We start from the raw sequence: 25,807 nt of genomic DNA on the forward strand, positions 1-25,807 counted from the left end.
GGTGAACCTCTCGCAGCTCACATCAGGGGAGCAGCAGACGCTGGACCACTGGGTCTCGCGTGTACTCGGGCACCGAATCCCGTTCACCGATCCGCCCGCGCTCTTCGTGAAGGACATCAGCGAGCGGTTCGCCGCGCACTCCTGCCGCATCCTGACCGGGGTTGCACCACTTGCGGCGGTGGTCGCAAACAAGCGGGTTGCCGCCATCGAACACTTAGTGATTCTGAGCGGTCCGGTGGAATCGTCCATCGTGAACACCCTGCGGAATCGGCACTGGCTTGATTCCCCCGTCGTGTTCGCGGGGGAGCCATCGATCGATCTCTACCGCAACCCTGATTACCCGGAGCGGATCAGGTCCAACATCGCGCACAACGGCTCCTGCCTGGGCTCAGCCGAAGTAGCGCCCGGGGTCGAGCTCGAGGCCGGCGTGTGGGAAGGGGAAGAGCAGTGGATGTTGGCCGTCTTCAAGCAGCGGGGGCTCCGCTGGTGAGTCATCGCGCCCTATGCGAGCGGTGCAACTTCACACCCTCCCGCACTCCGGGCACGCCGCGCCAACCGCAACCCCCGCGCGGTCGTAGCCGCACCACGGGCACCGGCCCTTGCGCCGCCGCGCCCGCCGCCGCCACGCCCCCGCGCCCTCGGTGAGCGTCAGGATCACACCGGCCGCGAGCAGGGTGTTGAGGGTGAAGCCGAGGGGGAGGATGCCGACGCCCAGCACAACATCGTCGGGCCGCCTTATCCATTCTCCGCTCCCGACGATTGCATCATCGAACGCGTACCCCATCGAATCGCTCGAGGTGTAGTAGCTCACCGCACGCGCGGGCCACCCGCTCTCGTATCGGTGCAGGTAGTGCTGGTACCCAGAGGTCCACGTGCGGCGGGTCGTCGCGTGCCCGGCGTACACGGAGTACCAGGTGGCCTCGGGCCACTCGCGCATAGGGACTCCCCATTGCGGTACGGTCCCGGAGTCGATGTATTCCTGCTCGTCCATGTCCTCGCCGCCAGGCGCCAACAGCTCACACCCCCACGCCACCGCCCACGTGACCACCGCGCCCGCGAGCAGGGCGAGTGTGATCTTGAGCGTCCAGCGCTTCACGCCACCCTCCCGCACTCCGGGCACGCCGCGTCAACCGCAACCCCCGCGCGGTCGTAGCCGCACCACGGGCACCTCCCCTTGCGCCGCCACGCCCGCCGCCGCCACGCCCCCGCGCCCTCGGTGAGCGTCAGGATGATCGCGGCCGCGAGCAGGGTGTTGAGGGTGAAGCCGAGGGGGAGAACTTCCAAGGGTAGAGCAGGACCGGCGGACAAGGGCCTTATTACCCAACCACGTTCTGCAACGACCTTGCCGTGCCTCAGACCAAGCCTGACAGCCAAGCACCGCCAGGGAAGCCCAGCAGCCATAGCGCCAAGCTGAAAGTCCGCATCGGAAACTTCACCCGACCAGGTCGGTCGCGTGATAGTGGGCGACCCGTCGGGCCAGTTCTCGCGTGACGGTAGCCAAAACTCACGGCCCACGTGGCGACTGAGCCATCCTGGCTCAAGGGAACCATCATCAGGGTTTACTGCCAAGACCACCTCTGAACCGCCGGTGGTCGCTTTCGGTACCGGATACGCACACCCCCACGCCACCGCCCACGTGACCACCGCGCCCGCGAGCAGGGCGAGGGTGAGCTTGAGCGTCCAGCGGCGGAGGGGTGAAGAGTTGCGGGGACGCGTCACGGGCACACCCACAGCCTACCGCGCCGTGGTGGTTTCTCTCCGGGGAGGCTCCGCCCAGGTGTCGGTAGGACGCAACCCGCGCCCCGGTGCAACCTGACCGACACCAGTTGGGCCGAGGGATTCCGTTCCTGAGCACCGGAGGTGCGGGCAGCCGGTAGCCCGGGGCGCGAGCCCCGGGTCGGCGTGGCGCCCAACCCGTCCTCCTCTTCGCCTTTGAGCCCCGGACGGGGCGGCACTCGTTGCATGGCCCGCGTCGATGGTGCCGCCCCTCGGGGGCTCCAAGCCCACCGCCCTCCCCCGCGTACCGCCGCCATTCCCACCGCGCCCGCCCACCCGGACCGCGGTCCGCCCGCCCGGCGCGCCCCGCTCACCACCGCACACACCGCTCCCGCGCACCCGGACCACGGTCCCACGCCCCCGGACCGCGGCCCGACTCCGGGGCGCGCCCCGCTCCAACCCTCACACGCCGATGCCGCGCAACCGGACCGCGGTCCGGCGCTCAAGGACCGCGGCCCCCAAGCCGAAGACATGAGGCCGCGGCCCCGCCACGCGCCACGCCCGCCCGGAGACACGCCGATGCGCACCTCGTTCATCCCCCGCGCCGACGCCGCCTTCGTCAACATGTCCCGCGCCTTCAGCACGCGCCTCTCCGCCGACCCCGCGGCCTTCCACGTCTCCGAAACCGACGCCGCCGAGGTGGCCGCCGCCGTCGCCGCCTGGCACGCGGCCTTCGCCGCCACGCGTAACCCCTCCACCCGCACCACCCCCGCCGTGCACACCAAGGACCAGCGCCGCGCCGACGCCGAGCGCGTCATCCGCCGCGTGGCCGCCCTCATCCGCGTCAACCCGCTGGTGAGCAGCGCCCTCAAGGTCGGCATCGGCATCCGGCCCCCGCCGCGCCGGTTCCCGCTGAACCCCGCGCCGCACGAGTGCCCCAGCCTCAAGATCACCAACGACTCGCACGAGCGGCACCTGCTCCGCGTCATCAACCCCACCTCCCCCCGCAGCGCCCGCCCTCACGGCACCGTCGGCCTGCTGCTAGTTCGTGTCATCAGCGACGGCCCCGCCGCGGGCCGCGAGTCGGCCGAGTTTGTCGCCGTGCTCACCCGCGACCGCGTCACGCTCGACGCCCCCCGCGCCGCACCGGGCACCCACGTCACCTACTTCGCCGCCTGGATCGGCACCCGCGGCGACCTTTCTCCCTGGAGCCAGGGGGCGTCGGCCCACATCGCGCCGTGGCTGCGGGGCGGTGCGTGCAGCCCGAAGCGTGCCGGCGACGAGGACGCGGGGCCGGCCAAGCTCGCGGCGTGAGCCCTTGTACCCGAGCGTCCTCGCTGGGGACCGCGCCGCCATCCCCGCACCTCCCCGCCGTGCACAAGACCACTGCGTAGTGGTAGGATTCTGCCCCCCGGAAAGGCGCAACACGCCCCGGGACAACGCGAAAGGAGTCGCCCGATGAAGGCCCTGCTTGTGATCCTGACCGCCGTCGCCGCCTGCGTCCTGCTCACCGCCTGCAACACCATGGAGGGCCTGGGCAAGGACACGAAGAAGCTGGGCGAAAAGATCGAAGAGAAGGCCGCGCGGTAAGCAGTCCCGCAGCGCTGACGAGGCCTTCGGGACTGGAAGCCTTGAACGCGGAGGATGCGGAGGGAATAACGCGGAGTCGCGCGGAGAAGGGCGTGGAGGACTGACCGCCCGCAAGGTGCGGGTCATGAGATCCAACCCCGCGATCCCCCACTATTTCCCTTCCGTACCCTGTTCCTAAGGCTCCGACTCTGCATTCTCTGCGTGCTCTGCGGTTCAATCCTCATGCCCAAAGACCTGCGCAACCTCCCCATCGCCATCACCGGCGCCTCCAGCGGCATCGGCATGGCTACCGCCGTGGCGTGCGCCCGCGCGGGGATGCCCGTCGCCCTCGGCGCTCGCCGCGAGGACAAGTTAGAGAGAGTTGCTGAGCAGATCCGGCGCGAGGGCGGGCGTGCGATCGTCGTGCGCACGAACGTGGACTCGCCCGCCGACTGCGAGGCCCTCGTGGAGCGGACGATCGCGGAGTTCGGCTCCATCTACAGCGTGTTCGCCAACGCCGGCTACGGGGCCGACACACCCATCGCCCCGCCCAACGCCGCCAGCGACGCCGACATCCGCGCGATGTTCGAGACCAACTTCTTCGGCACGCTCAACACGATCCGCCCCGCCCTGCCGCACATGCTGAAGGCGGGCCGCGGGCACGTGCTGATCTGCTCCAGCTGTCTCAGCAAGTTCGCCCTGCCGTGGCACACGGTGTACTCCGCCACCAAGGCCGCCCAGGACCACATCGGCCGCGGGCTTCTGGTGGAGCTCAAGCCACGCGGTATCGCGGTCTCGACGGTGCACCCCATCGGAACGACCACCGAGTTCTTCGAGCAGTCCGCCGCCCGCTCGCACAAGGCCGCGGGGGCCGCAGACGGGCCGAAGCCGGCGGAGATCCGCACGCCGCGCTTCATGATGCAGCCCCCCGAGACCGTCGCCAACGCGATCGTCAAGAGCCTCCGCAAGCCCCGCGGCGAGGTCTGGACCAGCCTCCCCGTCCGCCTCGCCTTCGCCACCCTCACCGCCTTCCCCGGCCTCCGCGACGCGGTCACGGCGAGGAAGTACGCGCGGCCCTAAACTTCAGCCATGACGATCAACGTCCCCGACGACATCCTGAAGCAGGCGGGGGTGACCGAGCGGGACCTCCTGATCGAGCTCGCGTGCCGCCTGTTCGACGCCGAGAAGCTCGTCAAGGCCGATGCCGCCCGCCTCTGCGGCCTCGACCGGCCCGCGTTCGAGAACGAGCTGCACAAGCGGCGGCTGCCGCTCTACCACACCTCGCTTGAGGACTACGAGCTCGACCGCGCCGGGAAGAAGGCGGGCTGATGCTCGTTGTCAGCGACACCTCACCCCTGCGTTCACTGCAGGCGCTCGGCCTCGTGCACGTTTTGGAAGCGCTCTATCAGTCGGTGGTGATCCCTCCTGCGGTGATGACGGAGCTGCGCGTCGATGTCGCCGGGCTAGGCCCATTCGATCCGGCAACGTTCCCGTTCATTCGAGTGCAGGCGCCGAGTGCCATCCCAGCGGCCATCGCCTTGGACGCGCAGCTGGGCCCCGGCGAGGCCGCGGCGATCGCCCTCGCGCTGGAACTCCGTGCCGACAAGCTCCTGATCGATGAACGTCGCGGCCGCGGGGTCGCCAGCAAGCTCGGCGTCCCGACGACGGGCGTCCTGTCCATGCTCGTGGATGCCAAAGCGGCGGGCTTGATCCCTGCGGTTGCACCCCTCCTCGAGAAGCTGCACGCCACCATCGACTTTCGCATGTCCCACGCCCTTCGTGACCGCATCCTGAGCGATGCCGGCGAGCGTTGACCCACTCCTCCACCGAACTCCCCTTCTCATTTGCCCTTTGCTATTTGCCCTTTGCACTTTCTCCCTCCCCTACCCTTCCGCCCCATGCTCACCCTCGACTTCACCAACTGCCTCGCGACCCATGTCGGCTCCCACGGCCTGGACCCCGACCTGCTCGCCCCCGGCTCCGAGGTCCACAACGCCATCGCCGCCGCCACCAAGCGCCTCGCGGGCAGCCGCGGCAAGGGCTGGGAACGCTGGCGCGAGCTGCCGTTTGAGCCCATGCGCTCGCAGCACGTCAGCGCGGTCACGACGATCGCCGAGCAGTGCAGGGGCCGCTTCGACACCATGGTCGTGCTGGGCATCGGCGGCTCGGCCCTGGGCAACATCGCCCTGCAGTCCGCCCTGAACCCACCGACGTGGAACCTCTCGGACTCCGTCCGCAAGGGCGCCCCCCGCCTCTTCGTCGTCGACAACGTCGATCCCGCCTACTTCGCCAGCGTGCTCGACTTCTGCCAGCAGAGCACCGGCAACAGCGGCGGGCTCTCGAGAACCCTCTTCAACGTCATCAGCAAGTCCGGCGAGACCGCCGAAACCGCCGCCCAGTTCATGGTCATCCGCGACCTCCTCAGCCGCACCCTCGGCAAGGACTACGCCCAGAACATCGTCGCCGTCACCGACCCCGCCAAGGGCACCATGCGGCAGATCTGCGAGCGCGAGGGTTTCACCACCCTCCCCGTCCCCGACGGCGTCGGTGGCCGCTTCAGCGTGCTCTCCCCCGTCGGCCTCTTCTCCGCCGCCATGTGCGGCATCGACAGCGACGCCCTCCTCACCGGCGCCGCCGACATGGACAAGGCGTGCGGCAACCCCGACCTCCAGCACAACCCCGCGGCCATGCTCGCCGCGCTCCTCGTCGAGCTCGGCACCTCCAAGGGCAAGACCAACCACGTCCTCATGCCCTACAGCAACGCCCTCTACCTCCTCGCCGACTGGTACCGCCAGCTCTGGGCCGAGAGCCTTGGTAAGGAGCACGACCTCCAGGGCAACCGCGTCTTCGCCGGCTTCACGCCCATCAAGGCCCTGGGCACCACCGACCAGCACTCGCAGGTGCAGCTCTACCGCGAGGGCCCCAACGACAAGGTCATCGGCCTGATGGAAGTCGGGCAGTTCGACCACGACGTCACCATCCCCACCGGCCTCAACGTCGAGGCGATCGGCTACCTCGAGGGCAAGAAGATGTCCGCCCTCCTCAACGCCGAGAAGCGTGCCACCGAGTACGCCCTGCTGGAGAGCCAACGCCCCAACTTCACCCTCAAGTTCCCCAGGATCGACGCCTACCACGTCGGCCAGTTCATCAACCTCTGGCAGATCGCCACCGCCTACGCGGGGCTCCTCCTCAACGTCGACGCCTACGACCAGCCCGCCGTCGAGCTCGGCAAGCAGGCCACCTGCGGTCTCATGGGCCGCAAGGGCTACGAGAAGCACCTCTCCAGCGTTGACGAGGCCCTCGGCGGCGACCGCCGCGTTATCTGACGCTTCCTCCCCCGTGGGGGGAGGGCCGCGGAGTGGTTGGCGCCTCCACGCTGCAACTTCCGCAACAAACCAACCACCCAAAGCCGTAAACTCCCCCCATGGCCCGCTGGTTCGGCCCATACCGCCTCGTCCGCGCCCTCGAGCCCACCCGCGTGGGCCCGCGCGAGAGCAACCCGGTCCGCTCGCCCCAGGCGCTGCGCTGGTCCGCCGTGCACGAGCGCGAGACCTCCGGCCACCTCGTCTACACCCTCGAGCTCGCCAAGCACCGCCTCAACGCCCGCCGCTTCACCAGCGCTCTCGAGGCGATCTCCGTCCTCCGCCACGCCCACGTCCTCCCCATCGAGACCTACGCCCTCGACGAGCAATGGGGCGGCGTCGTGGTCTCGCCCTACCTCGGCGACCCCGGCGGCGTTGTCACCCTCGACGAGCTCGTCGAGGCTAAGGGCGGCCGCATGGACCCCTTCGAGGTCCAGCGCTCCGCCACCCACATGCTCGAGGCCCTCGCCGCGGCCCACAGCTGCGGCCTCGCCGACGGCAACCTCTGGCTCGACCGCGTCCACGTCGACCCCCGCGGCTCCCTCCACATCGAGCTCCTGGGCCTCTGGCGCGAGATGTGGCGCGGCGGCGACGTCGCCGAAGTCGTCGCCCGTGACGACGTCCGCTCCGTCGCCGCCATGGCCTTCCGCATGCTCACCGGCGTCGAGCACGGCACCGGCCCCGGCGCCCCACTCGACCGCCGCTGGGAGCACTGGCTCCGCCGCGGCCTCGACCCCATCGACGGCTTCACCACCGCCGAAGAAGCCCTCCGCGAGCTCCCCTCCGGCCAGGCCGTCGCAAAGTCCATGGGCGCTTCTGGCGCACTCCGCACCGCCGCCGGCCGCGTCCGCGCCGCCCTCTTGAGCCTTTAGCAACACACCGCAAACGCCGCGCTCACCCACCCGGCTTCGGGTTCTCCGCCGCACGTCTCGCTTCGTCCGCCGCGTTGATCTCCGCCCTCAGCAGGTCCAGCGTCGCCCGCTGCTCCATCGTCAGCACCGACGCGAACCGCTGCTCGATCTCCGCCAGGATCGCCCCGCCCTGCTCCTTCGAAGCCGCCAGCTGCAACCCCCGGATCCACGCCTCCGCCGGCACCTGGAATGGCCGCGCCAGCTGCACCTGCCCAAGCCCCAGCAGCGCCGCGCACCGCACCGAGCTCAGCCGCTCCGACTCCACCAGCAGCTCCGCGAACGGCGCGTTGTCCAGTGCCGCCAGCGCCGCCTCCGGCTGCCGCTCCGACAGCTCCAGGTCCGCCAACTCCACGACCCCCTCGGCGATCGCCCGAAGCATCTCCGGGTCGGCCTTCTCGAACATCAGCCGCGTTGGCGACGTCAGCAGCGTCAGGAACCCCCGCCGCAGCCCCGCATCATCGATCGACCGCGAGATGTCCAGCAGCTCCCGCGCCGTCAGCGCATTCGCCGTCCGCAGCAGCGTCGGCATCGCCAACTCCGCCGAAGGTCGCGGCAGCAGCAGCAGCCACCGCACCGCCCCCTCCGTCGGCTCCGCGGCCAGCACGCTCCGGCAGGCGACATCGAACAGGTCCGCGTCCGAGGCAGCGGCCTCCAGGATCGCCTCGCTGAACTCGGGGTACCACACCAGCGCCTCGCCCGCTGCCTGCCGCGTGGCCGCACGAAGAGACCGCAGCAGTGGCACGATCCGCGCACGGTCCTCATCGGTTCCCAGCGCCGACAGCAGCGAAATCGCCGCGGGCGTCAACGCCTCCTCCCCCGCCGCCCGCGCCGCGCTCAACACCGCCGCGGCCGCCTCCCCCTGCAGCAACCCCGCCCGGAACAGCCACCGCGCCGCCTCGAAGGCCGACTCCCCCGCCCCGCTCCCCGGTGCAACCCATCGCAACACCGCAGCCACCACCTGCTCGCTCGGCCAACGCGCCGCCGCCAGCAGCAGGTCCGACGCCGCCGCCGAGTCCGTCTCCCTCGCCAGGGCCCGCGCAATCGGTTCGGCCGCGCCGTCCGGCGCCAGCTGCCGCACCAGCACCGCGGCGCTCGCCCGCGTCCGCGGGTCCGCGTGCTCGAGCAACTGCAGCGCGGCCACGCCGACAGGTCCGTCCATCCGGCCCGTCACCGACATCTCGCGGCTGACCAGTTCAAACCCGAGCGTCCGCACCTCGGATGCGTCATTCAGCAGCAGCGATGCCAGATACGCCGGCCGCTCCTCCGCAGGCGTCGCCAGATGCAGCTTCCGCAGCGCCTCCACCAGCTGCCCGATCGCCAGCTGTCGCGATGCCTCCGTCCGCCGCTCCTTGGCCGTGAGTGCATCGAGCAGCCGTGCCCGCCACTGGCTGTCTGTCAGGGCCTCGTGCTCGGCCACGAAAGCGGTCCACCGCCTCGCTTCCGCTGGGATGTCGTCCCGCGCTGAAAGCCGCGTCAGCGCCCCCACGGCCGCCTGCTGAAGCCGGGGCTCGACACCCTCCGCCAGGTACCGCCCCAATATCCGCACCGAGTCCCGCGTCCGGTACGATCCCATGACCTCGATCAGAACGAAGGCTTCATCCGAGGGCGCCGAAGCCAGCCGCTGCGTCACGCAGGGGAACAGCCGCATCGGCGCATCCGCCATCTCCGACAGGGCACTCAGCACGCCCCGCCACGCCGGCCCAGCGGGCCCAGACACCACCCGCTGAATCTCCGCCCGCACGCCCGCATGCTCTGCGAATGCAATCAGTTCGCGCCCGGCACTCAGCCGTGCCGCCGGGGTCGCTTCCGGGTCGTCCAGCACCGCCATTGCCGCACGCGCCGCACCCGGCAACTCCGGGGCCGCCTGGATCGGCCGGAACGGCTGCACCGCAGGCGCCGGCACAGCGAGCCCCGCGCACGCAATCACCGCGCCCGCGGGCGCGAGCCACAACGTCCCAGCCCTCAGCACCCTTTTGCTGATGCCCACGACCATGCCGACACTCCGGCCACTCGCACGGGGCGCCCCCCGCACGCAACATCCTACACCTGGTTCAGAAAAACCCTACGCGCGATTCGACAACTTTGACACGAGTTCAACGTCTTTGTCGCCGCGCCCTATCAGATTGACCACGATGTTCTGATCCGCCTTCATCTCGCCTGCGAGCCGGAGCGCCTCCGCCAGGCCGTGCCCCGCCTCGATCGACGCGATGATGCCCTCCGTGCGGGCCAGTAGGGTGAGGGCGTGGATCGCCTCGTCGTCGCCCGCCACCGTGTACTTCACCCGCCCCAGGTCCTTCCAGTACGCGTGCTCCGGCGGGGCGAAGTGGTACTCCATCGCCTTCGATATCGACGATACCGGCAGCGTCATCCCGCCCTCCATCGAGAGGGCGTACGTCGTCTGGCCCAGCACCGTCTCACGCCGTCCCATGCTCAGCGGGGCCGCGTGATCGCCCGGCGCGCCCGACTTTCCACCCGCCTCCACCCCCACCAGCTTCACGCCCGTGTCATCCACGAACGGGTAGAACAGCCCCGCAGCCTCGGCCCCCACGCCCACGCAGGACACGATCACGTCCGGCAACTTGGTCAGGTTCCGCAGCGACTGCGCCTTGGTCTCCCGCCCCAGGATTGACTGGAAGTCCCGCACCATCGCCGGGAACGGGTGCGGCCCAACCGCCCCCGACGGCACCAGCATCGCCCCGCCGGGGTTCCGCAGCCACTCCTCCATCGCCCCCGTCAGCGCCGCCGTGCGGTCGCCGACCTCGCTGACCTTCGCCCCCAGGAACCGCGCCCGCGCGACGTCACTGATCCGCGCCTCATCGGCCGGACACAGCACCTGCGCCTCGAGCCCGAAGTGCGCCGCCGCCGTCGCCACTGCCACCGCGTGCGGCCCGCCCCCGCTCACCGCGATCAGCCGCTTCCGCCCGCTGCTCGCCGCGAACAGTGCAAATCCCGCCGCGTGGTTGATCGCGGCAGAGCCCGGGTACGCGAGGTCCTCTCGCTTCAGCCAGATCCGAGCCCCTTCGCCCTTGGGCAGCCGCGACCGCGCCTGGGCCGTCAATCCCGCGGCCTCATACAAAGGCGTCGCCCGCCCGGCCAACGTCCGCAGGTGCACCAGCAACTCGTCCCAGAACCCCGCATCCGACGCCGCCCGCGCGTACGCCGCGTCCAGCTGCTGGAGCGGCCCCTTCGCCGCCTCGGGCACGAACGCCCCGCCATACGACCCGAACATCCCCTCCGGAGAGGGCACATCCGAGACCTTGGGCGGCGGCGCCGGCTTCGGTGGAATCGAATGGGCAGCCCCGTTGGAGGGGTTCCGGGGGGTCTGGGCGGGGGGCCTCATATCAGTGGTATTCATCGCCGGGCCAGCTGGTTCGGCTTGAGAACCCTCCAGCTGGTTTTTTCCTCCGGTCAGGCCCGTGCGGGCCGGCAGTCACCGGGACCCAGAGTCCGCTGAGCGGCGGGTCGGTGCAAGCTCGGTGTCCCGGGCCAGATACCGGGCTCCGCGGTACCAGCACACCCCCGCGAGGAAGATCGTGACCCCCACCACGTTGAACGCGAGGTTCATGTTCCCCCGCCCATCGTCCGTTTTGAACCGATCCGTGATCGCCCCGATGAGCGGCGGTGAGATCGCGTCCCCAAGCGCATGAAGCACCAGGATGGCAACCGCGTACCCGGTCGCTCGCATCCCCGGCGGCACCACGTTCGCAATCACCGTATTCGTCGGCCCCGTGTTCATAAACGCCAGGAAAAGGCACGCCCCCATCGCCACCCACGCCCACGGGAACGGCGCGTGGAGCACCAGCAGGAAGAACGGGAACGCCGCCATCATCGCCCAACCCGACAGCTTCAGGTAGGCACCCCCGCCCTTGAGCCGCGGCCTCAGCCAATCCCCCAGGTAACCTCCGACGATGGTCCCCGCCAGACCCGTCACCACCGTGATCCCGCCGAAGATCAGGTTGATGTCCGCGAGCTGAGCCTGCCCCGCCGCGTCCGTCCCTCCCCGCATGCGGAACTCGTGGATATACGTCGGCATCCAGAACGACATCCCACCCACCGCAAACGTCATCAGCGTCATGCCCGCAAGGTTCCACAGGTACGACGGGATCTTGAACAGCAGCAGCGCATCCTGGAACCGGAACCGGTGCGTGCTTGGCACCTTTTCCGCTGCCCCCCGCGGCGGGTCTTTCCGGAACAAGGCCCATGCCCCCAGCAGCAGCCCCGGCGGCATCACGATCAGGAACGCCCAGCGCCAGCCCTCACGCGCGTCCAGCCCGATCTGCGGCCCGTAGCCGTTCATCAGCTTTGCCACCTGCCCGCCGATCACGTACCCCAGGGCGCTCCCCACCGGCAGCGCAACGTTGAACCACGCCAGCACGGTGCCGCGCTTCTCAACCGGGTACATGTCCGCGATCACCGTCGGCGCGATCGGCCCCCAGGCCGCCTCCCCCACCCCGACCAGGATGCGGAAGAACAGCAGCATGCTGAACGACGACGCCAGCCCGCACGCCCCCGTCGCCAGCGACCACAGCACCACCCCGACGCCGATGATCGTCCACCGCTTCATGCGGTCGCCCATCCAACCAAAGAGCGGCGCCGCCAGCATGTACGTCACCAGGAACGCCGTCGCCAGCAGCCCCATCTGCCCCTTGGCGTTCGGGTCACCCTTCTGAAAGAACGCGTCCCGGACCAGCGGCTCCACCGACGACAGCACGTACCGGTCGATGTAGTTGATCAGGTTGATCGCGATCAGGATCGCAACCGACACCCGCGCCACCCGCAGCGGAACAGACATCCCCGTCGGCGTCCCGATCACACTCATCGGGCGGGAGGGTATGCGGGTGGCACGCCCCGCCCCCGCGATTGTGCTTACCACTGGCCTTCACACGTACTTCTTCAGAAACTCCACCTGCAGGTTCTTCGCATCATTACTCACCCGCCCGAAGCCGATGTGCTCCTGCGGCGCCCCCGTCTCGGGCCAGGTGTGAAGTTGCACCAGCCCAGGGTCCGCGTACGCCTGCTTGTACCGCCCCCGCAGCGCATCCACGAACGACCGCATCGAAGCAACCGGCACCACCTGGTCCGCCTCGCTGTGCAGCGCCAGCAGCGGGATCGGCCGGAACCCGCGCAGGTGCTGCATCGCATCCACCTCGGCGATTTTCGCGGCGTCGTGCCGCGCGTGCCAGCCCTTCACCGGCGTCTCTACCTCCGGCGAGTGCCCGCCGTACAGGCTCATGAGGTTCCCCGTTGTCCCCTCCACCGCCGCGGCCTTGAACTCGTGCGCCTCGCACAGCCGCCGCAGCGTCACCATCCCCCCCAGCGACATCCCCCCGATCGCCATCCGGTCCAGATCGAACGCCCCGCCCCAGTTTGGGTCCGCGAGGTGCTCGATCACGCGGTCGACCTCCCCCACCGCCTGCCGCAGCACGTCCAGCGTCGCCTCGGGCTTCTGCATCTCCGGGTCACCCCGCTCGCCGTGCCCCGGCAGGTCCACCGCGCACGCCGCGATCCCCGCGCGGACCCACCGCAGGTACCGCCCCGGATCCAGCTCCTTGTTCGCCGTGCGACCATGCAGCCAGATCACCGTGGGCGCGGGCTCCCGCCAATTCGGGTCCGGGTGGCACAGCAGCACCGGCACCTCACCAAACCGCACCGCACGACTCTGCGCGGCCAGCGATGAGGGAAACTGCTTGAAACGGTTCTCTACCACCAACCACCCTAGCCCCCGCCACCCGCTTCGTCACTCCGTCAATTCGCCACTCCCTCACTTGCCTCACAGCATCAGGTTCCGCCCGAACTCCCCGGGCTCGAACCAGTGCGCCTCCTCCATCGCCGGCGCCAGCACCGCCACGCTCCCGGTTCCCAGCCCCGCGTGCGACGGCACCCGCGCCACCAGCGCGTGCCGCCCAGTCGAGCAGTACACGTCCATCGCCTCGCCCAGCGGCTCCACCACCCGTACCGGCAGCTTCCATGCGTGCCACGCCCGATCGCCCTCTACAGGGATCGGCGACGCCTCGCGCAGTGCCTGCGGCCTCAAACCCAGGACAATCGGCTTCCCGACATGCGCCGCCAGCGTGTCCGCATGCCGCGGGCTCACCTTCAGCCGGTACGCCCGCCCCTCCGCATCCACCGACCCCTCCTCAAACAGCATCCCACCCGCGACAAGCACCAGCCGCCCCTCGATGAAGTTCATCGGCGGGCTGCCCACGAACCCCGCCACGAACCGGTTCGCCGGCCGCTTGTACACCTCCAGAGGGCCCCCGATCTGCTGCACCCTGCCCTTCGACATGACCACGATCCGGTCGGCGAGCGTCATCGCCTCCTCCTGATCGTGCGTCACATAGATGCTCGTCGTCCGCAGCCGCTGGTGCAGCGCCTTGAGCTCCGCCCGCATCGACACCCGCAGCCGCGCGTCCAGGTTCGACAGCGGCTCATCAAACAGGAACGCCCGCGGCTCCCGCACTATCGCCCGCCCCACCGCCACCCGCTGCCGCTGCCCGCCCGACAGCTCCCGCGGCTTCCTCTCCAGCAGTTCCTCAATCCCCAGCGTCCGCGCCGTGTCCTTCACCCGCCGATCAATCTCAAGCCGCCCCACGCCCCGCATCTTGAGCGCAAACGCCATGTTCCTGTACACCGTCATGTGCGGGTACAACGCGTAGTTCTGGAACACCATCGCGATGTCGCGGTCCTTGGGGGCCACGTCGTTCACGATCCGCCCGCCGATGGCGATCGTCCCTCCGGTCAGCCCCTCCAGCCCCGCCAGCATTCGCAGCACCGTCGACTTCCCGCACCCGCTCGGCCCCACCAGCACGATGAACTCACCATCGCGCACCTCCAGCGAGAACCCCTCCACGGCCGCCGTCCGCCCGTCGTACGACTTGCTCACGCTGTCAAACGTCACGCTCGCCATGGGGATTCAACCACAGAGACACAGAGGCACAGAGTCAAGACCCAGAGAATAACAACTAGACAGCACAGGCCGGCCCTCCCGCCTCCCTGTCCAGATCTTCTTCTCTGTGTCTCTGTGTCTTCGTGGTTGAATCACAGTTGCCAGAGGCTGCTGCCCCACGTCAGCCCGCCGCCGAAGGCCACGAACATGACCTTCATCCCCGGCTTCACCCGCCCCTGCTGCACCAGTTCGTCCAGGCACAGCGGCACCGACGCCCCCACTGTGTTCCCCACCCGGTCGATGTTCACGTACAGCTTCTCGGGGGGCAGGCCGAACCGCTCCCGCGCCGAGTGCAGAATCCGCGCGTTGCTCTGGTGGCACACGAACATGTCCACCTGCTCGGGCTTCAGGCTCGCCTTCTCCAGCGTCTCCGCGATCAGGTTCGAGAACGTGCCCACCGCGAACTTGAACACCGCGGCCCCGTTCATCTGCACGTAGCCCTTGAGCTCCTCATCCGGCGCCATCCCCGCCGGGAAGTCGCGATCCTCGTACGGGATGTAGATGTCCTTCCACCCCTTGCCGTCCGCGTGCATCGCCTGCGCCAGCACCCCCAGCCCCGCCTCATCCGTCGCCCGCAGGATGACCGCCCCCGCCGCGTCCCCGAAGATAATCGCCGTGCCCCGCCCCGCGGTGCAGTAGTGCATGTGCTCGCTGAGCGTGTCCGCCCCGATCAGCGCGATGTTCCGGTACGCCCCGCCCTTGATCAGGTCGTGGCACAGATTGAGACCGAACACGAACCCGCTGCACGCGGCGTTCAGGTCCATCGCCCCCGCTTTGCCCGCGCCAATCCTCTCGCTCACCAGACACGCCGTCGCCGGGCACGGCATCTCCGGCGTCATCGTCGCGCACATAATCAGATCAAGCTCGCCCGGCTGCATCCGCGCCGCGTCCAGCGCCTTCCGCAGCGCCTGCGTGCTCAGCGCCGCCGTGCTCTCCCCGGCCGTCTTGTCGATGATGCGACGCTCGCGGATCCCCGTGCGCTGCACGATCCACTCGTCGTTGGTCTCCATCAGCTTCTCGAGGTCCGAGTTGTTCAGCCGCTTGCTCGGCAGCTGCGAACCCGTCCCCGCGATCCGCACGCCCACGCGCCGTTGCCCGCCTGGCAAGGCCGCCGTCATACCTTCACGCCCTCGTCGGCGTTCTCGCTCTTGACCACTGTGGACCGCGGCATCACCTGCTCGATCTCCGCCAGCCGCTTCACAATCGCCTCGTTCACGTGGTTCCGCACATACGTCCGGCAGTTGCGGATCGCAGCGCGAATGGTCCGCGCCTCGCTGCTCCCGTGCGCGATGAAGCACGCCCCGTTCACGCCCAGCAGCGGCGCCCCGCCGTGCTCGTGATAGTCGTTCTTCGCGTAGATCGCCTTCACCACCGGCTCGAACTTCATCACCAGCGTCGGGTCCTGGTGCATGATCTCCGCCGCGATCGCCTTGAACAGGCTCTTCGCCATCCCCTCCGCCGCCTTCAGCAGCGTGTTGCCCACCAGCCCATCCGTCACCACCACATCCGCGGCCCCGTCGAAGAAGTCCCGCCCCTCGATGTACCCGATGTAGTTCAGCCCCGGCGTGGCCTTGAGCAGATCGCGCGTCTGCTTGATCAGCCCCGTCCCCTTCGCCTCTTCGCTGCCGATGTTCATCAGCGCGACGCGCGGGTTCTCGATCTTGTGCGTCTGCCGGCAGTACACGTCCGCCATGATCCCGTACTGCCACAGGTGCTCGGGCTTGGGCTGCGGGTTGGCCCCCGCGTCCGTCAGAACCACCGGCCCGTGGAACGCCGGCACCGTCACCGCGATGCCCGGCCGTATCACGCCCCTCAGCCGCCGCATGCACAAACTCGCCGCCGCCACGCACGCGCCGGTATTGCCCGCCGACAGCACCACGTCGCAGTGCTTCGCGTGCCGCAACGAGCCCATCTCCGACATCCGCACGATCGACGAATCCGTCTTCGTCTTCACGGCCTCCACGGCCGAGTCACCCATCTCGATCACTTCCGTGCAGTCCACGATCTCCAGGCGCGGATCGGTGTCCTTGATCCCGCGCTCAATGAGCATCTCGCGGATCAGCACGCCCGGCCCGACCAGTACGATCTGATCGCCCTCGGGCAGCTCATCCAGCGCCATCACGCAACCCTTGAGGATCGCGTCGGGCGCGTGATCGCCGCCCATGATGTCCACGGCCACCCGGACAGGCTTGGACGAACTCGGCCGCTCCATGGAATGTGTGCGGTGCATGGATTGTTCAGCTGTGCGCAAGGGGGCGTTGAGGCGCGTCCCTGGCTATGACGCCGCGTCCCCCCGCAGACCGGCCTCATGCCGGAAGAGCCGGGGACTCAGGACTTCGCGACGCCGATGCCCAGCTTGGGAACCTTGATCTGCAGCCCGGCCCGGACATACCCGGAGTCCTTCGCCGCGCGGTGGTGCAGCTTCGCCATACCCGTGAGCGGGTCCACCGAAGGAGTGATGGGCTTCAGCGCGTGGTGGCTGCGGCGACGGCGGGTACGACCAGGGCTGACGCGATGTGTAGGTTGCATCGAACTACTCCCGCCCTACCCCGCACCAATCGCGGCCAACCGGGCGAACCAGAGAACATCCAGGAACTCAACCGGAAGCCCGCCAAGCCTTCACCTGGCCCGAACTTCCAGCCATCCCAACAGGGCCGAAACGGTAGGGGGTTGGCTGGTCAGTGTCAATCTGGACACTCCCACCACTGGACCCCCGCATCGACCCCGATACACTACCCCTCCCCAGCCCACGCGGTTCGCCCTCACCGGCCGCCCGCTTCAGGCACCGGGGCAAATCCAGGCCTCCCTAGCTCAGTTGGTAGAGCAGCTGACTCTTAATCAGCGGGTCGAAGGTTCGAGTCCTTCGGGGGGCACTTCCGCGTTTCGCCGCGCCATCTTGCGCCGCGTCGCTCGAACCCGTAAAACGCAAGGGTTTATGGTCACCGATGGGGTCGCTCCCGGAGGTCTCGTCGTTGCGCCACGCCGCGCCCTCTGGTGCCGTTCCGCGCTCAGAGTGCGGGCTTTTTTGCGGGCGTGTGTCTGCGTCGTCGGTGCCCGTGGCGCGAAGGGTCTGTGCCTCAGTCCTCGGCCCTTGGTTCGCACCGGGCAGAGCCTCCAGCACTCGGGTGAGGTTGTGCATCCCCAGCTTGGCGTAGGTCTTCAGCGTCAGCTTGGGGTCACTGTGACGGGCCAGCTCCATGGCTTCCTTGACGTTCGCGCCCGCCTCCACCACCCGTGACACGTAGTGCACCCGCAGACCGTGGAAGTCCACGACGCGGCCCGCACTGTCGGTAGACCGCAGGAAGTCCGACTTCTCGCGCCGGACCCGCTCAGGCACGGAGGTCGCCTCGTTCACCCACGCCTCCCGCGCCGCCTCCATGTCCGCGCGTAGCAGGAGCGCCGCCTTCCCTTCCGGGAGCGGGCAGACGCACTCGCCGCGGGGCTTCCCCTCCAGCCACGGCCGGAGAGTGTTCGCGAGGTCCGCACGGATCGGCTGTTCGTCCCGCCGCTTGCGCTTCGAGTACGCCGCCTCCACCGTGATCGTCGGGATATCCGCGTCCAGGGCAAAGCTCTCTGGCGTGAGGCTGGCGACCTCGCCGGCCCGGAACCCAGTCCCGGCCGCGATTCGGTACGCCCAGGCGCGGTCGGGATAGCTCATCTTGGTTGATACGTGACGGAGCTCGCCGTCGCCACCCCGCGTGGGCTTCTGGACGACGACCGTGGGCGCCCGCTCCGCCGCATCGATGATCCGGGCAAGTTCGTCCAGGGAGAGGTCCCGCCGCACGCGACGCCGGTCGGCCTCAAGGTTCCGGGTCCCCACCATCGCCATGGGATTCGCCGCCAGACGGTTGGTGCGGGCGCACCATCGACCGAAGGCCCGCCACGCCGTCACCGCCGCGTTGAAGGTTCGGGCGCCCGTTCCCCGCTTCTCAGCCTGCTCTGAGAGGTAGGCCACAAGCGTGTGGGCATCGATGCTGGCGAGAGTGGTCCACCCCAGCGCATCGGCCAGCTTCCGCAAATACCGCGTCGTACCTTCGATGTGCCGGGCATCCCGCTCCAGAGACTCGAGATGCGCGGCGTAGTCGTCGAAGTGCTCGGTCAGGGGCCTCGTGCGCTCAGCGGCCAGCCGCTCCGCGACCGGGTCCACCAGCCCCCGCGAACGCTCGAGCTCCCGGTCCGACCACTCAGCCGCGATGCGCTCGGCCAGCCGCTTGTCGGTGGTGCCGCTGGCCCTTTCGCGGCGCCGACCCTCGTGGTCGAAGTACGAGATCGTCCACCGCTTCTCGCCCTTACGCTTGAACACGCTCGCCATGGCTCACCGCCCCTTGCGGGCCTCGCCCGCCTTCTTCTTCGCCGACAGTTCCAGTCCCAGGTAGGCGCACAGCTTGTCCATGTTCTCCGACCTCAGCCCCTGCCCGTTCGCCACGAACCGTGATAGGACCGACGCCGGCACGCCTGTCGCCTTGCTGATCTGGTAACGGGTCTCCCCGTACTCTTCGACTGCTCGTCTCAGCTGCTCAGTAACCGTCATCGCTCGAATGATACAGCAGGCGTTCCTGTAGTGCAACTATTACGGAGCTCTGATCGAGACTTCGGCAGCACTCCCGAGATGCTCACCCGGTGCCCAGTGATCACCTTCGGTGCATTTCAGCCAGATTCCTCGGCATCGCGTCCAAGGTGATCACCCTTTGGAGGACGATCACCTTCGATGATGTCCTTGGGGGACTTCGTAGAGTCCGGTGGCAAGATCCACTGCCACGCTCCCCCAAATCCCGACTTCTCAGACTTCACCCCGATCCTGCTCTTCGCGCGCCTCACGGTGATGATCGTGAATCCGGCCTCGCGCGCCTCGTGTTCCAACTCCTTGACCAACCTCGGTCCATCTCGGAGGACTTCCCGTAGCCAATCCGCCGCATCGTCGCGCTCGGTCCGCCCGTCGTCGTTGTCATCGCCCTGCTCCGTCGCCAGGGCCTCGTCCGCGCTCATCCTTACGGGGTCCGGCTCCCAATCTACCAGCGCCGTCGTCCCGTCACCCACTGGGGTGAGCCGATAGGCCAGCCCGCCAGCATCAGGGCCGATGTTGTTCTTGATGGCGAGCAACAGCCTCCGCTCCGGGTCGTTCCGGTCTTTGCTCACCGACCAGGCGGCCCGCGCTGCGGCGGTGAAAGCCAGCGAGCCCATGGCCCGGTAGATGGCTGGACCCGCCCCGGACTTGTTGAGGTGGGTCACTGCCACCATTGCCACACCGTACTGCTCGGCGATAGCGCTCAGCGGCGCCAGCAGCCCGCGGACCTCAGCGTTGTTATGCGAGTTTGCCTCGCCCAGGTACGCGGTCACTGGGTCAATGATGACCAGCCGGCAGTTCCCCACCCGCTTGATCGCCTCTTCAAGCGCGGGCAGGTCACGCGCAAGGTTGAACGTGCGCGCAGACGCGCGGCCATTGCCGCGGACTTGGTGTACTGCCGGAAGCGCGATGATCCGGTTCAGGTCGGCTCCTGCGGCGAGCAGCCGCGGCACGACGGTGTCGGCCATCCCATCCTCCGCGCTCAGGAGGACTACCCCGCCAGGTTCCCGCAGCTCGCCAGTCCGGTCGGGCCAAGCCCTGCCGGTGGTCACCCGCGCCGCCATGTCAAGAGTCAGAAACGACTTGCCCAAGCCAGGGTCACCCGCGATCAGCGTCAGCTTCCCGAGCGCGAAACGCCCGAACCACAGCCAGGCCACGACCTCTGGCTTCACGTCGGAGAGCCTCACCAGGATCGGTGCCCCGTCCACCAGCGTGGTCGGGGGCGTGTATATCTCAGCTCGGGCGGACAGATCGGTGAACGCCCGCAAGGCCGCGCCTCCCAGCACCGCGGCCCGCGCGTCCTTGGCGCCATCGGGCGGGGGGATGATCCGCACCGACGGGCAGGTGCGCACCAGTGCCGCCGCGATCTTCTGCGCCCCCCGTTCCCCGGCTTCATCGGCGTCTGCGATGATGACGACGTGCCGGTCCTCGAGCAGCTCCGCGAGCCACTCGCCGCACTGGCCCGCCATCGGCACCCCCACGGCGTCAACATACAGCCCCAGCATGGCGCCGGTGTCGCTGGCGCCCTCGCACACCCACACGGGACGGTCCTGACTCGTACCCGCGTAAGGGTCCAACGGCCACGGCAGGATCAGCCCACGCTTCCCGCCCTCGCTGCACAGCTTCCGCTTCGATTCGCCTGGGTCTCGGAATGTTGTGCCCACAACCTCGCCCTGGGCGTTCCGCTCCAGGATCGCCCAGCGACCGCCCTGCGCAGTCGCCAACTTACACCAGGCCCAATCAGGGACGCCCGGAGGAGGCGCGAGGGTCGGGCCAGTGTTGGGGGTGCCGCTGAGCCTCAGCGCGCCAGCGGTGCCGGGGTCAGGGAGCGGGCCACTGTTTGGGCGCGGTGTGTCCATAACCCGCGCGGAGAGGTTCCCCCCGCCCCGCAGGCGATCAGTCCTGAGCTCCCATGGCTTCAGCCCCCCCCGGGCTTGATCAGCTTTTTGGCCCGTCTGCCGCCAGGGCCGCCTCCCTCATTGCGTGCCGGATTTGCTCCCCCGCCCTCGAGTCCGTCGGGCACCCCAAGGCCACCCACGCTGCCAGCTCCTCGGGCGAGTAGCGGACGGACTTGCCGATCTTCCGGGACGGAATCGCCCCGCAGTTGGTGAGCATCCAGAGCCGCCGCTCGCCCATGCACAGCATTACGCGGGCGGCCTTGGCGTCGATCAGCAGCGGCGCGGTGCTGGTGGTGGTATCACTCGCCACGGGCCACCTCCTTGGTGCAGGTGCCTTGGAGCTGCTCGACCACCTTGGCGAGCGGGAACATCCGCTGGCGGCCCGCCATGATGCTGGGCAGGCGCCCGGCTTCCGCCTCGCGCCGCAGCCACGCGGCCGGCAGGCCCGTCTTGCGGGCGAGCTCCATCAGGGTGACGAACTTCTCCGGCGTTTCCATACGGCCATCTTCGGCATCATGAATCGCCCGGAAAGGCCCTCACCGTGAGTTGTTCGCCAGCGTGCGCGTCCGTGCGCAATGATGCGCTGCTTGGCGTACGTCAGCGTGGCAGGTGCACAGTGTGCTCGGGGTATAGGTCAATCACCTGTGCGCGCCGATAGTGAAGCAGCTTCCCGATCTTTTTGGACTCCAGAGCCCCTCTTCGAGCGGCCGCGCGGAGCCGCCCGGCTGAGAGCCCGCACTCGTTCATGAGGGTTGACGAGGACACCCACATGCTCGGCTTGCCCTTGGGCTCGAGGATCACAGGAGCGGACGCGGTTGCCGGAGGCTCCACAGCGCGTTTTGCCCTGACCTTCGCCCTGAACATCGAGGTCACACTCTGCACCCATTGCGTGATGTCTTTTCCTCCAAGCCGCGTCTCCGCATTCATCTTCTTAATGTGCACAAACCAGCGGGGCTGCTTCGAGAAGGTCGAGCCCTCCGGGAGCGCAAGCAGCGAGGCGGGAACAGTGGTGAACTGGGGTCGCTTGTGGTCATGAACCCAGCAGAGGTCCATGAGGCTGAGAACGAATCGGTCCGCCATGGGCACGGCGTGCGCTTCGTCAGGGTCCTCCTTTGAGGGGTTGATCGGCTTGGGTGGAAGGCAGAGAGACACCGCTAAGAAGGCCGACGCGAACTCCCCGTCCAGTTGCTTGGTGCCGCCCTGGAGTTGGAACTCGGCCTCCTCACGCAACCAGGTCGTCAGCATCCGCAGCGCCGCCTTCGCGGCTTTCGTGCCCAATTTCTCAGGATCGTCGGTGTTCAGGCTCGCCTCGCACGCACGCGAGACCTTGACCGGGATGTTCCAGTGACTCGCAAACTCGGTCGGCTTCGGGTCCTCAGACGAGACCGGCACCTCGTAGACACCGAGCCGCCCCGGAAGCATCCGTCCTTCCCGGCAGGCGAGCACCAGCCGCTCCCAGGCGTGCTTCGTCCAGGCGGCCTCGGCTGCCCGGTAGGCCATCGTGATGCGGTGATAATCCCGCCCACACTCATCGAGGATCTGTGCTCCCGCCGGAGTTTGGGTCAGGTCGAAGAAGTCGGCCAGAAGCTGGTCGAGGTCACGCTGCGCCATTGTGCGCTCCTTGAACAAGGGGTCAGATCCGGCCACCACTCCGGGGGCGGTCTCAGCTATGCTGCTTCCACTCCGGGGGTTGCCGCAAGCGTCGGGCCCCAACCGACAGCTTCAGCACCGGGCCCGCCAGCCACGATTCCGACGGGGGATGTGTTGCCTTCAGGTCTGCACACAGGACAAATGACCCCCGCCGCCTTCGTTGCCAAGTGGTCCCGCGTAAACCTCCCCGAGCGGGCGGCCAGCCAGGAGCACTTCATCGACCTGTGCAGGCTGCTAGGGCAGCCCACGCCGGCCGAGCACGACGCCACGGGGGCCGAGTACGCGTTCGAGAAGGGGGTGGAGGTCGCCGGGGGGGCGAGCAAGGGGGCCAAGGGCGACCGCGGCTTCGCCGACGTGTGGTGGAAGGGCAAGTTCGGCTGGGAGTACAAGCGCAAGGACAAGTACAAGACCCTAGATGACGCTTACCGACAGCTTCTCCAGTACCGCGAGGCCCTCGAAAGCCCGCCGCTGCTGATCGTTAGCGACATCGCCCGCACCGAGATCCACACCAACTTCACCGCCACCAGGAAGGAGGTCCACACCGTTGCCCTGGCGGACATGGACAAGCCCGAGGCCCTCGCCCTCCTCCGCCGTGCCTTCACCGACCCCGAGAGTTTCCGCCCCAAGGTCACGGCCCAGAAGGTCACCGAGGAGGTCGCCAAGCACCTGGGCACGCTCGCCCAGGCCCTCCGCGACCGCGGCCACGACCCGCACACCACCGCGCACTTCCTGATGAAGTGCATGTTCTGCCTCTTCGCCGAGGACGTGCGGCTGCTCCCCAAGGACCTGTTCAAGACCCTGCTCCAGAAGTGCCACCACCACCCCAAGCAGCTCACGCCACGCCTGACCGAACTGTTCGCCAAGATGCGGACGGGCGGGGCCTTCGGCACCGAGGACATCGCCTGGTTCAACGGCGGGCTGTTCGACGAGGAACCCGCCCTCGAGCTCACCGAGACCGAGATCGGGCTGCTCCTCGTGGCCGCGGGGCAGGAATGGGGCAGCGTCGAGCCCGCCATCTTCGGCACGCTGTTCGAGCGCTCACTCGACCCCGCCAAGCGCTCCCAGATCGGCGCCCACTACACCAGCCGCGAGGACATCCTCCTCGTGGTCGAGCCGGTCATCATGGAGCCGCTGCGACGGGAGTGGGACGCCGTCCGCACCGAGTGCGAGGAACTGGCCGCACAGCGGGCCGAGGCCGCCCGCCGCGAGTACAGGAAGGCCCAGAAGAAGGGCGATGTGAAGGCGTCCACCCTCACCAGCCGCATTGAGAAAAAGCTCCGGGCGTTTGTGGACCGGCTTTCAGGCGTCCGCGTGCTCGACCCCGCGTGCGGCTCGGGCAACTTCCTGTACGTCGCCATCCAGCGGCTGCTGGACCTGGACAAGGAGGTCATCACCTTCGCGTCCCGGCCCGACATCGCTGTGCCCCTCTTCCCGGGCGTCCGCCCCACGCAGCTCTACGGCATCGAGATCAACCCCTACGCCGCGGAGCTCGCGCAGGTCGTCATCTGGATCGGCTACCTCCAGTGGATGCGCGACAACGGGTTCAAGGCGCCCAGCGACCCCGTGCTCGCCTCGCTCAAGACCATTGAGAACCGCGACGCCATCCTCAAGGTCGGCAAGAACGGCGAGCCCCTGCCCCACCCCGCGGAGTGGCCCGAGGCCGACTTCATCATCGGCAACCCGCCGTTCCTGGGCTCCAAGGTGTTCCGCGCCAAAGGGTTGGAAGAGCCGTACATCCAGGCGATGTTCGCCGCTCACGATCTGCCGAAGACTAGCGACCTCTGCTGCTATTGGTTTGAGCTTGCGAGGCGGGCCATCGTCGGCCACTCCACAACACGGGTTGGTCTACTCGCGACTCAGGGCATTCGGGGAACCAACAACCGCACTGTGCTAGAGCGGCTCACGGGTCCAGCGGCGATGTTTGACGTGTGGTCTGACCGACCCTGGGTCCTTGATGGTGCATCAGTGAGGGTGTCGATCATCTCGTTCGGCAGCCACGATGGGCCCAAGCGTGTAGACGGCACCATCGTTGAATCGATCAACCCGGACCTCTCAACGGGAACCTCCGCCCATTCCGCAGCCGCACTAAAGGAATGCGAAAAGGTCTCGTACATGGGGACCACCAAGGGGGGAGCGTTCGACATCGAATGGCAGCAGGCCCGTCAACTACTTGGCATTCCGAACGCATCGGGCATGGCCAACGTTGACGTGCTCCGCCCGTGGGCGAATGGCGACCACATCACACAGCGAGAGGACCCGAAGTGGATTATCGACTTTGGGCCCAGCGCGTCGCTGGCCGAGGTTGCCAAGTACGAGGCTCCCCTCAAGGTGATCGAGACGCTTGTCGCTGCCAATCGCAAAGAGGTCCGAGACCAAGGCCCTGCCTCGCGCTGGTGGCTACTGAACCGTCCTCGCCCGGACATGCGACGAGCACTTGCCCCACTTCACCGCATGCTGGCTACCCCCAGGGTGGCCAAGCACCGGCTATTCACTTGGATGGCGACTCAGGTACTGCCCGACAGCCGACTTTTCGTTTTCGCCCGGTCCGATGACTACTTCTTTGGCAACATGCACTCTGCGGTCCACGAGCTGTGGAGCCTACAGATGGTGGGCTGGCACGGTGTTGGCAACGATCCGACCTACAACAACACAAAGTGCTTCGAGACCTTCCCCCTCCCCTGGCCGCCCGGTAAGGAGCCGGTGAACGACGCGTGCTACAAAGTCATCGCGGCCGCGGCGAAGGAGCTCGACGCGCAGCGGGAGCGGTGGCTGAACCCGCCTGAGTGGATCGCGCCCATCGCGGCCCGCATCGACGCGGCGGACCAGTTCCTCGACGTGCCCGAGGCGGCGCGGCCGCTGATCCGCCACTCCGCCATCATGGCCGCGGCCGCGCAGGACCCCAGGCTCAAGAAGCGGACGCTGACGAACCTGTACAACGAACGCCCGACATGGCTCCGCCTCGCCCACGAGCAGCTCGACCGCGCCGTCCTCGCGGCGTACGCCGCCGTGGACCCGCAGGGCGGCTGGCAGGAGGACTGGGCGGAGGTGTGGACCGAGACCGGCGCCGGCCAGCCGCTGCCCGATGGGCATGCGCTCGCGGCCAGGCGTGCGGAGGTGGAGGAGCGGGTGCTGGGGAACCTGCTGAGGTTGAATGGGGAGAGGGCGTAGACCCGCCCAGGGACTTGCTGTTA

24 protein-coding genes and 1 tRNA gene are annotated in these 25,807 nt (G+C 68.5%); 10 read left to right on the top strand and 15 right to left on the bottom strand.

Features of this window, described 5'->3' with window-relative positions; all coding sequences use genetic code 11:
* The first annotated feature begins 1 nt into the window (after position 1).
* A complete protein-coding gene (locus VD997_01680) occupies positions 2 to 490 on the top strand; it encodes a hypothetical protein (GenBank protein HYE60681.1) in 489 nt (162 codons plus the stop codon).
* A 30-nt stretch (positions 491 to 520) separates the two neighbouring features.
* On the opposite strand, the gene VD997_01685 is transcribed toward VD997_01680, so the two are convergent.
* Positions 521 to 1,096, bottom strand: a complete 576-nt coding sequence (locus VD997_01685; GenBank protein ID HYE60682.1) for a hypothetical protein — start codon at positions 1,094 to 1,096, stop codon at positions 521 to 523.
* Positions 1,093 to 1,284: a hypothetical protein gene (locus VD997_01690; GenBank protein HYE60683.1), complete on the bottom strand. Its 192-nt coding sequence runs from the start codon at positions 1,282 to 1,284 to the stop codon at positions 1,093 to 1,095. The genes VD997_01685 and VD997_01690 overlap by 4 nt, the downstream gene beginning before the upstream one ends.
* A gap of 1,011 nt (positions 1,285 to 2,295) precedes the next feature.
* Between VD997_01690 and VD997_01695 the strand changes: the two genes are divergently transcribed.
* The 7 genes from VD997_01695 to VD997_01725 all read left to right on the top strand — a co-directional run bounded on the left by VD997_01695 (position 2,296) and on the right by VD997_01725 (position 7,519).
* A complete protein-coding gene (locus VD997_01695) occupies positions 2,296 to 3,030 on the top strand; it encodes a hypothetical protein (GenBank protein HYE60684.1) in 735 nt (244 codons plus the stop codon).
* Between the two features lie 144 nt (positions 3,031 to 3,174).
* Positions 3,175 to 3,306 carry an entericidin A/B family lipoprotein gene (locus VD997_01700; protein HYE60685.1) on the top strand — a complete coding sequence of 44 codons (132 nt, stop codon included), beginning with the start codon at positions 3,175 to 3,177 and terminating at the stop codon, positions 3,304 to 3,306.
* A gap of 222 nt (positions 3,307 to 3,528) precedes the next feature.
* Positions 3,529 to 4,365, top strand: a complete 837-nt coding sequence (locus tag VD997_01705; GenBank protein ID HYE60686.1) for an SDR family NAD(P)-dependent oxidoreductase — start codon at positions 3,529 to 3,531, stop codon at positions 4,363 to 4,365.
* A 9-nt stretch (positions 4,366 to 4,374) separates the two neighbouring features.
* Positions 4,375 to 4,614, top strand: a complete 240-nt coding sequence (locus tag VD997_01710) for a UPF0175 family protein (protein ID HYE60687.1) — start codon at positions 4,375 to 4,377, stop codon at positions 4,612 to 4,614.
* Positions 4,614 to 5,099, top strand: a complete 486-nt coding sequence (locus VD997_01715) for a DUF3368 domain-containing protein (GenBank protein HYE60688.1) — start codon at positions 4,614 to 4,616, stop codon at positions 5,097 to 5,099. The genes VD997_01710 and VD997_01715 overlap by 1 nt, the downstream gene beginning before the upstream one ends.
* An 84-nt stretch (positions 5,100 to 5,183) precedes the next feature.
* Positions 5,184 to 6,611 carry a glucose-6-phosphate isomerase gene (locus VD997_01720; GenBank protein ID HYE60689.1) on the top strand — a complete coding sequence of 476 codons (1,428 nt, stop codon included), beginning with the start codon at positions 5,184 to 5,186 and terminating at the stop codon, positions 6,609 to 6,611.
* A 98-nt stretch (positions 6,612 to 6,709) separates the two neighbouring features.
* Positions 6,710 to 7,519, top strand: coding sequence for a hypothetical protein (locus VD997_01725; protein ID HYE60690.1), 810 nt, complete (start codon positions 6,710 to 6,712; stop codon positions 7,517 to 7,519).
* Positions 7,520 to 7,541: 22 nt separating this feature from the next.
* Here the strand turns inward: VD997_01725 and VD997_01730 are convergent, their stop codons facing one another.
* From VD997_01730 to rpmF, 8 genes are all read right to left on the bottom strand, one after another.
* Positions 7,542 to 9,551, bottom strand: coding sequence for a hypothetical protein (locus tag VD997_01730; GenBank protein ID HYE60691.1), 2,010 nt, complete (start codon positions 9,549 to 9,551; stop codon positions 7,542 to 7,544).
* 69 nt (positions 9,552 to 9,620) lie between these two features.
* Complete coding sequence (locus VD997_01735) at positions 9,621 to 10,805, bottom strand: pyridoxal-phosphate dependent enzyme (protein HYE60692.1); 1,185 nt, start codon at positions 10,803 to 10,805, stop codon at positions 9,621 to 9,623.
* Positions 10,806 to 10,988: 183 nt separating this feature from the next.
* Entirely contained in the window at positions 10,989 to 12,377 is a 1,389-nt protein-coding gene (locus VD997_01740; protein HYE60693.1) for an MFS transporter, read from the bottom strand.
* Between the two features lie 60 nt (positions 12,378 to 12,437).
* Positions 12,438 to 13,265, bottom strand: coding sequence for a prolyl oligopeptidase family serine peptidase (locus tag VD997_01745; protein ID HYE60694.1), 828 nt, complete (start codon positions 13,263 to 13,265; stop codon positions 12,438 to 12,440).
* Between the two features lie 63 nt (positions 13,266 to 13,328).
* The gene (gene ugpC / locus VD997_01750; GenBank protein HYE60695.1) at positions 13,329 to 14,465 is read right to left on the bottom strand and encodes a sn-glycerol-3-phosphate ABC transporter ATP-binding protein UgpC; all 1,137 of its coding nucleotides are present in this window, start codon (positions 14,463 to 14,465) and stop codon (positions 13,329 to 13,331) included.
* Between the two features lie 131 nt (positions 14,466 to 14,596).
* Positions 14,597 to 15,610, bottom strand: coding sequence for a beta-ketoacyl-ACP synthase III (locus tag VD997_01755; GenBank protein ID HYE60696.1), 1,014 nt, complete (start codon positions 15,608 to 15,610; stop codon positions 14,597 to 14,599).
* Between the two features lie 8 nt (positions 15,611 to 15,618).
* On the bottom strand, positions 15,619 to 16,734 hold the full coding sequence (gene plsX / locus VD997_01760; GenBank protein HYE60697.1) for a phosphate acyltransferase PlsX: 1,116 nt from the start codon (positions 16,732 to 16,734) through the stop codon (positions 15,619 to 15,621).
* 98 nt (positions 16,735 to 16,832) lie between these two features.
* Entirely contained in the window at positions 16,833 to 17,033 is a 201-nt protein-coding gene (rpmF, locus tag VD997_01765) for a 50S ribosomal protein L32 (GenBank protein ID HYE60698.1), read from the bottom strand.
* Positions 17,034 to 17,304: 271 nt separating this feature from the next.
* Here rpmF and VD997_01770 point away from each other — a divergent pair.
* A tRNA-Lys gene (locus tag VD997_01770) sits at positions 17,305 to 17,377 on the top strand.
* A gap of 1,442 nt (positions 17,378 to 18,819) precedes the next feature.
* Here VD997_01770 and VD997_01775 read toward each other — a convergent pair.
* The 5 genes from VD997_01775 to VD997_01795 all read right to left on the bottom strand — a co-directional run bounded on the left by VD997_01775 (position 18,820) and on the right by VD997_01795 (position 22,577).
* A complete protein-coding gene (locus VD997_01775; protein ID HYE60699.1) occupies positions 18,820 to 19,035 on the bottom strand; it encodes a helix-turn-helix transcriptional regulator in 216 nt (71 codons plus the stop codon).
* 116 nt (positions 19,036 to 19,151) lie between these two features.
* On the bottom strand, positions 19,152 to 20,792 hold the full coding sequence (locus VD997_01780; protein ID HYE60700.1) for an AAA family ATPase: 1,641 nt from the start codon (positions 20,790 to 20,792) through the stop codon (positions 19,152 to 19,154).
* Positions 20,793 to 21,006: 214 nt separating this feature from the next.
* Positions 21,007 to 21,276, bottom strand: a complete 270-nt coding sequence (locus tag VD997_01785; GenBank protein ID HYE60701.1) for a hypothetical protein — start codon at positions 21,274 to 21,276, stop codon at positions 21,007 to 21,009.
* Positions 21,266 to 21,463, bottom strand: coding sequence for a hypothetical protein (locus tag VD997_01790; GenBank protein ID HYE60702.1), 198 nt, complete (start codon positions 21,461 to 21,463; stop codon positions 21,266 to 21,268). The genes VD997_01785 and VD997_01790 overlap by 11 nt, the downstream gene beginning before the upstream one ends.
* 100 nt (positions 21,464 to 21,563) lie before the next feature.
* Complete coding sequence (locus VD997_01795) at positions 21,564 to 22,577, bottom strand: hypothetical protein (GenBank protein ID HYE60703.1); 1,014 nt, start codon at positions 22,575 to 22,577, stop codon at positions 21,564 to 21,566.
* A gap of 180 nt (positions 22,578 to 22,757) precedes the next feature.
* Here VD997_01795 and VD997_01800 point away from each other — a divergent pair, with 180 nt between their 5' ends.
* Positions 22,758 to 25,784 carry a DNA methyltransferase gene (locus VD997_01800; protein ID HYE60704.1) on the top strand — a complete coding sequence of 1,009 codons (3,027 nt, stop codon included), beginning with the start codon at positions 22,758 to 22,760 and terminating at the stop codon, positions 25,782 to 25,784.
* The last annotated feature ends 23 nt before the right edge of the window (positions 25,785 to 25,807 follow it).

It is taken from the genome of Phycisphaerales bacterium, assembly GCA_035627955.1.
Taxonomy (GTDB): Bacteria; Planctomycetota; Phycisphaerae; order Phycisphaerales; family UBA1924; genus JAEYTB01.

Coding starts and splice junctions, on each gene's coding strand:
- VD997_01695 (HYE60684.1), top strand. CDS start 2,296: ATGCGCACCTCGTTCATCCCCCGCGCCGACGCCGCCTTCGTCAACATG.
- VD997_01700 (HYE60685.1), top strand. CDS start 3,175: ATGAAGGCCCTGCTTGTGATCCTGACCGCCGTCGCCGCCTGCGTCCTG.
- VD997_01705 (HYE60686.1), top strand. CDS start 3,529: ATGCCCAAAGACCTGCGCAACCTCCCCATCGCCATCACCGGCGCCTCC.
- VD997_01710 (HYE60687.1), top strand. CDS start 4,375: ATGACGATCAACGTCCCCGACGACATCCTGAAGCAGGCGGGGGTGACC.
- VD997_01715 (HYE60688.1), top strand. CDS start 4,614: ATGCTCGTTGTCAGCGACACCTCACCCCTGCGTTCACTGCAGGCGCTC.
- VD997_01720 (HYE60689.1), top strand. CDS start 5,184: ATGCTCACCCTCGACTTCACCAACTGCCTCGCGACCCATGTCGGCTCC.
- VD997_01725 (HYE60690.1), top strand. CDS start 6,710: ATGGCCCGCTGGTTCGGCCCATACCGCCTCGTCCGCGCCCTCGAGCCC.
- VD997_01730 (HYE60691.1), bottom strand. CDS start 9,551: ATGGTCGTGGGCATCAGCAAAAGGGTGCTGAGGGCTGGGACGTTGTGG.
- VD997_01740 (HYE60693.1), bottom strand. CDS start 12,377: ATGAGTGTGATCGGGACGCCGACGGGGATGTCTGTTCCGCTGCGGGTG.
- ugpC (HYE60695.1), bottom strand. CDS start 14,465: ATGGCGAGCGTGACGTTTGACAGCGTGAGCAAGTCGTACGACGGGCGG.
- plsX (HYE60697.1), bottom strand. CDS start 16,734: ATGCACCGCACACATTCCATGGAGCGGCCGAGTTCGTCCAAGCCTGTC.
- rpmF (HYE60698.1), bottom strand. CDS start 17,033: ATGCAACCTACACATCGCGTCAGCCCTGGTCGTACCCGCCGTCGCCGC.
- VD997_01775 (HYE60699.1), bottom strand. CDS start 19,035: ATGACGGTTACTGAGCAGCTGAGACGAGCAGTCGAAGAGTACGGGGAG.
- VD997_01790 (HYE60702.1), bottom strand. CDS start 21,463: ATGGAAACGCCGGAGAAGTTCGTCACCCTGATGGAGCTCGCCCGCAAG.
- VD997_01795 (HYE60703.1), bottom strand. CDS start 22,577: ATGGCGCAGCGTGACCTCGACCAGCTTCTGGCCGACTTCTTCGACCTG.
- VD997_01800 (HYE60704.1), top strand. CDS start 22,758: ATGACCCCCGCCGCCTTCGTTGCCAAGTGGTCCCGCGTAAACCTCCCC.